General features: G+C 69.2%; 6 protein-coding genes. 5 read left to right on the top strand and 1 reads right to left on the bottom strand.

Features of this window, described 5'->3' with window-relative positions; all coding sequences use genetic code 11:
• Positions 1-255 precede the first annotated feature (255 nt).
• Positions 256-1,158 (top strand): tellurite resistance TerB family protein, encoded by a 903-nt coding sequence (locus tag ACFFII_RS10535; RefSeq protein ID WP_377698852.1) that lies wholly within the window; start codon positions 256-258, stop codon positions 1,156-1,158.
• A 66-nt stretch (positions 1,159-1,224) separates the two neighbouring features.
• On the opposite strand, the gene parC is transcribed toward ACFFII_RS10535, so the two are convergent.
• Positions 1,225-3,471 carry a DNA topoisomerase IV subunit A gene (gene parC, locus ACFFII_RS10530; protein WP_377698851.1) on the bottom strand — a complete coding sequence of 749 codons (2,247 nt, stop codon included), beginning with the start codon at positions 3,469-3,471 and terminating at the stop codon, positions 1,225-1,227.
• Positions 3,472-3,632: 161 nt separating this feature from the next.
• On the opposite strand from parC, the gene ACFFII_RS10525 reads away from it, so the two are divergent.
• The 4 genes from ACFFII_RS10525 to ACFFII_RS10510 are packed head-to-tail and all read left to right on the top strand — an operon-like array spanning position 3,633 to position 5,632.
• Positions 3,633-3,989, top strand: coding sequence for an SH3 domain-containing protein (locus tag ACFFII_RS10525; protein WP_377698850.1), 357 nt, complete (start codon positions 3,633-3,635; stop codon positions 3,987-3,989).
• 5 nt (positions 3,990-3,994) lie between these two features.
• Positions 3,995-4,813, top strand: a complete 819-nt coding sequence (locus ACFFII_RS10520) for an SDR family NAD(P)-dependent oxidoreductase (protein WP_377698849.1) — start codon at positions 3,995-3,997, stop codon at positions 4,811-4,813.
• Positions 4,814-4,841: 28 nt separating this feature from the next.
• A complete protein-coding gene (locus ACFFII_RS10515; RefSeq protein WP_090757519.1) occupies positions 4,842-5,042 on the top strand; it encodes a twin transmembrane helix small protein in 201 nt (66 codons plus the stop codon).
• Positions 5,042-5,632, top strand: a complete 591-nt coding sequence (locus ACFFII_RS10510) for a cob(I)yrinic acid a,c-diamide adenosyltransferase (protein WP_377698848.1) — start codon at positions 5,042-5,044, stop codon at positions 5,630-5,632. Before ACFFII_RS10515 ends, ACFFII_RS10510 begins: the two co-directional genes overlap by 1 nt.
• Positions 5,633-5,801: the final 169 nt, after the last annotated feature.

Below are 5,801 nucleotides of genomic sequence, written 5' to 3'. Positions count from 1 at the left end.
ACGTGGCCGATCGTCCCGATGTTGACGTGCGGTTTCGTCCGTTCGAATTTTGCCTTTGCCATCGTGGCCTCCTGATCGTCGGGCGGCCGGCTGGACGACCCCCTCGCGTAAGCATCGCCGCGAGATATAAGCGAGTCGGCGGAAAAGCAAGCTGTGGCGCACGGGGCCGGCGCCGGAACCATCGCGGCCAAGGGCACGTTGAACAGCCCGAACGGCCGTGCCCGGCACGGCGCCAGTCTTTCCCCGGAGGAACCGATGTCCCTGATGAAATCCCTGGCCCGCGTGGCGGCGGGCGTGATGCTGGCCAAGGGCCTTGGCACCATGATGCAGAACCAGCAGCAGTCCCGGGGCGGCCAGTTCCCCGGCCGGCGCCGGACGGGGGGCGGCCTCCTCGGCGACCTGATGAACGCCGGGTCCAGCCGCGGCGGCCAGGGCGGCCTGGGCGACATGCTCGGCCAGGTGCTGGGCGGCCGCATGGGCGGGGCGGGCATGGGCGGCGCGGGAACGGGCCGTCCCTATGGCGGGCCGAACTCGGCCGGCGCCTCGGGGGGCCTCGGCGGCATCCTGGACAACTTGACCCGTAATACGGGCCGCGGCTCGGCCGGCGGTTATGGCCAGGGCGGCGGCCTGCTGGGCGGGCTGGCCGGGGGTGCGGCTGCCGGGGGTCTCGGCGGCCTTCTCGGCGGGCTTCTGAACGGCCCGGCCCAGCGCGGGGCGCAGCCTTCGAACGACGCGAGCTTCGGCGAGGTGTTCAACGATGCGGTCGCTCGCCAGGACGAGCCCGAGGTCGCCCCGACGCCCGAACAGAACGCCGTCGCGGGCCTGATGCTGCGCGCCATGATCCAGGCCGCCAAGGCCGACGGCCGCATCGACGAGGCCGAACGCGAGCGCCTGCTGGGCCAGCTGGGCGACCTGGACGAGGACGACCGCAATTTCATCCGCGAGCAGATGGCTGCGCCGGTCGATCCGCAGGGGCTGGCGCGCGAGGTGCCCAAGGGGCTGGAATCGCAGGTCTACCTGATGTCGCTGATGGCGATCGACTTCGACAGCGAACAGGAGGCAGCCTATCTGCACGATCTGGCCGAGGCGCTGGGCATCGACCGCGCGGCCGCCAACCAGATCCACGACCAGGTGGGCGTGCAGAACCTGTATTCCTGACCGCTCAGCCCCTGGAAACACAAAACCGCCCGAGGGGTCCTCGGGCGGTTCCTCCATGGGGCCGGTTCAGTTGAAGCGGTTGTCGCGAGGGAAGCCTCGCGGCGCCATGCGACCGGTCGTGCCGCGCTTGGCCAACCATTCGTTCAGGTCGGGTTCCGTCCGCGTCCGGCCCGCCGGGTCCAGCCAGGACAGGCCCACCGACAGGGTGATGCATTTCGCATCCGCAAGCCCGCCGTCCTTGAACTTCTGCAGGCGCACGCCCTTGCCGCGTGCCATCTCGGGCAGTTCGGACAGCGGGAAGACCAGCAGCTTGCGGTTCTCGCCCACGCAGGCAAGGTGGTCGCCCTCGATCCGGCGGACCAGAAGCGCGTCGCCGTTCAGCACCTGCTTGCCTGCACGGGTCTGGGCCAGGATGTCCGGTGCGTTCACGATGAAGCCGTCGCCGGCCTTCGAGGCGACAAGGAACTGCCCGTCCTCGCGCCACGGGAACATGTCCAGCACGGCTGCGTCGTTCGGCAGGTCGATCATCAGCCGCAGGGGCTCGCCCAGTCCCCGCCCGCCGGGCAGGTTGTTGGCCGGCAGCGTGTAGAAGCGGCCGTTCGCGCCGAAGACCATCAGCTTGTCGGTCGTTTCGGCATGCAGCGCCAGGAACGGCCCGTCGCCGTCACGGAACTTGAGCTCGGCATCCAGCGGCTGGTGACCCTTGATGGCGCGGATCCAGCCCATGCGCGACAGGATCACCGTGACCGGCTCGCGCTCGATCATGGCGTCCATGTCCAAGGGCTGCACGTCCTCGGAGGCCGTGATCTCGGTCCGCCGCACGCCGGCCGGGTTCGACTTGCCGAACAGCCCGCGCACCTCGCGCAGCTGCTCGGCGATCTTCACCCATTGCCGGGCGGGATCGGCGACCAGCGCCAGCAGGCCTTCGCGCTCGGCGGCCAGACGGTCGCGCTCGGCCCGCAGCTCGATCTCCTCCAGCCGGCGCAGGGCGCGCAGGCGCATGTTCAGGATCGCCTCGACCTGCGCCTCGGACAGGCCGAACTCGGCCATCATCACGGACTTGGGGTCATCCTCGTGGCGGATGATCTCGATCACCCGGTCGAGGTTCAGGTAGGCGACAATATAGCCGTCCAGCACCTCGAGCCGCGCGGCGATCTTTTCCAGCCGGTGGGCGGATCGGCGCAGCAGCACGTCGCGCCGGTGGTCGAGGAAGGCCCGCAGCACCTCTTTCAGCGAGCAGACCCGGGGCGTGCGCCCATCGATCAGCACGTTCATGTTCAGCCCGAAGCGGATCTCGAGGTCGCTGACCTTGAACAGCGCCGCCATCAGCTGCGCGGGATCGATGGTGCGGGCGCGGGGTTCCAGCACGATGCGGATGTCCTCGGCCGATTCGTCGCGCACGTCGGCCAGGATCGGGATCTTCTTGTTCAGGACCAGTTCGGCCAGCCGCTCGATCAGCTTGGACTTCTGGACCATGTAGGGGATCTCGGTGACGACGATCTGCCAGGTTCCCCGGCCGAGGTCCTCGACCGCCCAGCGGGCGCGCAGGCGCAGGGACCCGCGCCCGGTGCGATAGGCCTCGCGCAGGGTCGCCGCATCCTCGACCAGCACGCCGCCCGTGGGGAAGTCCGGTCCCGGCATGATCGCCATCAGCGTCTCGTCCCGGGCATCCGGCGACTTGATCAGATGCAGGCAGGCGTCCACGACCTCGTGCAGGTTGTGCGGCGGGATGTTGGTCGCCATCCCCACGGCAATGCCGCTGGCGCCGTTGCAGAGCAGGTTCGGAAAGGCCGCGGGCAGCACCACCGGTTCCTCAAGCGTGCCGTCGTAGTTGGGGCGGAAATCGACCGCGTCCTCGGCCAGCCCCTCCATCAGGGCCTCGGCGGCCAGCGTCAGACGCGCCTCGGTATAGCGGCTGGCGGCGGGGCTGTCGCCGTCGATGGACCCGAAGTTCCCCTGCCCGTCCACCAGCGGATAGCGCATCACGAAGGGCTGGGCCAAACGCGCCATGGCATCATAGATCGCACTGTCGCCATGCGGGTGATAGTTCCCCATCACGTCGCCCGAGATCTTGGCGGACTTGCGGAAGGCCCCGGTCGGAGACAACCGCAGCTCGCGCATCGCGTAAAGGATGCGGCGGTGGACCGGCTTCAGCCCGTCGCGGGCGTCCGGCAGCGCGCGGTGCATGATCGTGGACAGCGCATAGGTGAGGTAACGCTCGCCAATGGCCCGGCTCAGCGGCTCGGAAACGGTCGAGCGCGCGGGATCCTTGTCGGGCCTGGGGGCGTCGGAGGCGTCGGCTTTCTTCTTCATGGCGTCCACCTACGCCTGAGCCGGGCCGGTTTCCAGTGCCCAGCCATGCGTGCCCTGCGCGCCACAGGATGAACGGACATGACGGATTTGCGTCAGGCGCAGGGAACGTCCCGGCCGCGATGGCGGTTTCATCGGGACATGAACTTAGCCATACGACTGCCATGTTCCGCCTGATCGCCATTGTCCTGACCTCGACCTTCCTGCTGCTTGCCCTGTTCGGCACCAGCAGCGAGCAGGTGCCCGCAAGCCACCAGGTCCGCGCCATGGGGATAATGGGATCGCTGGCATCCGGGGCCGGGGAGATCGAAGAACCGCGCCGGCAGTATGTCAGCCGCCATCACCAGCCCCTGAAGACGGCGCCCGAGCCGGGCGCGGGCGTGCTGCGCACCCTTCCCTATGGCGCGGTGGTCGAGCTGATCCATGCGGACGAGGGCAGTTTCGCCCAGGTCCGCGACCCGCTGGTGAACGAGGTGGGCTTCATCCCCGCCGACAGCCTGTCCGACGACTTCCCGGGCTGATCCGCTTGCCCACGGTCCTCATCACCGGCTGCTCGTCCGGCATCGGGCTGGACGCCGCGCGCCACATGGGCCGCGCGGGCTGGACCGTGATCGCCACCTGCCGGCGTCCCGAGGACCTGCAGGCCCGCCGCGACGAGGGCATGATCGCCCTGCCCCTTGACCTCGGCGACGAGGCCAGCGTCGCCGCCTGCGCCGAGGCCGCCCTGGCCCATGGCCCCCTCGACGCGCTGGTCAACAACGCGGCCTTTGCCCTGCCCGGCGCGGTCGAGGACCTGCCACGCGGCGGCCTGCGGTCGATCTTCGAGGTCAACCTGTTCGGCACCCACGACCTGACCCGCCGCCTGATCCCGCATTTCCGCCAGCGGGGCGCGGGCCGCATCGTCAACGTCAGCTCGGTCCTGGGCCTCGTCGGCATTCCCTGGCGCGGCGCCTATGTCGCCAGCAAGTTCGCGCTTGAAGGCCTGACCGACGTGCTGCGGATCGAAATGTCGGACACCCCCATCCGCGTGATCCTGGTCGAGCCCGGCCCCATCACCAGCCGCATCCGCGCCAATTCGATCCCCCATTTCGAACGCTGGATCGACTGGGAACGCAGCCCTCGCGCCCAGCAATACCGCGCGAGCCTGCTGAAGCGCCTCTACCAGCCCGCAGGGCCTGACCGGTTCGAGCTGCCGCCCTCGGCCACCAGCGCGGTGATCCAGGCCGCGCTGGAAGCCCCGAACCCCCGCGCCCGCTATCGCGTGACGCGTCCCACCCAGATCGCGGCTGCGGGGCGCAGGCTGCTGCCCACGGCCGCTCTGGACTGGTTCGCGCGGCGCAGCTAGTCTGGGCACCTGCGAAAGGCGGCCGTTCATGCGCGACCAATCCCTTTTCATCGTCGCCGCACTGGCCGTCCTTGCGGTCACCGTGATCCTGGCGGTCGGTATCGGCGGATTCGCCCGGGGCGGCGAGTTCAACCGCCATCATGGCAACCGCATGATGCGCTGGCGGATCATCGCCCAGGCGATCGCGGTGGCACTGATCCTGATCTACGTCATGCTGAGGGGCCACTGATGGTCGTCCTGAACCGCATCTACACCCGCACCGGCGACAAGGGCGACACGGGCCTGTCGGACGGCTCGCGCGTGGCCAAGCACGATCCCCGGGTCGAGGCCTATGGCACGGTGGACGAGCTGAACGCCACGCTGGGCCTTGCGCGGCTGCATGCGGAAGGCCCGATGGCCGAACGGCTGGCGGTGATCCAGAACGAGCTCTTCGACCTCGGCGCAGACCTTGCGCGCCCGAACATGGACCGCGACGCCGAGGCGCCCTATCCGGTGCTGCGGGCGGTGCAGCAGCAGGTCGGGCGGCTGGAAGCCGAGATCGACGAGATGAACGGGCCGCTTTCGGCGCTGCGCAGCTTCATCCTGCCGGGCGGGTCGGCGCTGGCCGCGCATCTGCACCTGTGCCGGACCGTCGCGCGCCGGGCCGAGCGCCGCGCGACCGAGCTTGCCCAGGGTGGCGACGTCAATCCGGTGGCGGTGCGTTATCTCAACCGCCTGTCCGACTGGCTGTTCGTGGCAGCGCGCGTGGCGAATGCCGATGCGGGCGGGGACCTGCTGTGGGTGCCCGGCGCCTCGCGCGGTGACAACTCGGGCACTTGACGCTGCGAGCCAGTTCTTCCCGCCGACATTTGGCCTTTAAATTGCGGCGGTGATTGTTATGCAACTGCAGCAACGGGTGACGCTTATGCGAAAGGGAGAGGGCTGATGAAGCTTCTTGTGCCGGTCAAGCGCGTGATTGACTACAACGTGAAGGCGCGGGTGCGTGCGG

The sequence above is a fragment of the Paracoccus niistensis genome, assembly GCF_042432925.1.
GTDB classification, from domain to species: Bacteria; Pseudomonadota; Alphaproteobacteria; order Rhodobacterales; family Rhodobacteraceae; genus Paracoccus; species Paracoccus niistensis.
The sequence above is the reverse complement of the archived record's forward strand: the minus strand, read 5'-3'. Positions and strand labels throughout refer to the sequence as shown.

Excerpts from the sequence above, each read along its gene's own strand:
- ACFFII_RS10535 (WP_377698852.1), top strand. The coding sequence starts at position 256 with ATGTCCCTGATGAAATCCCTGGCCCGCGTGGCGGCGGGCGTGATGCTG.
- ACFFII_RS10525 (WP_377698850.1), top strand. The coding sequence starts at position 3,633 with ATGTTCCGCCTGATCGCCATTGTCCTGACCTCGACCTTCCTGCTGCTT.
- ACFFII_RS10515 (WP_090757519.1), top strand. The coding sequence starts at position 4,842 with ATGCGCGACCAATCCCTTTTCATCGTCGCCGCACTGGCCGTCCTTGCG.
- ACFFII_RS10510 (WP_377698848.1), top strand. The coding sequence starts at position 5,042 with ATGGTCGTCCTGAACCGCATCTACACCCGCACCGGCGACAAGGGCGAC.
- parC (WP_377698851.1), bottom strand. The coding sequence starts at position 3,471 with ATGAAGAAGAAAGCCGACGCCTCCGACGCCCCCAGGCCCGACAAGGAT.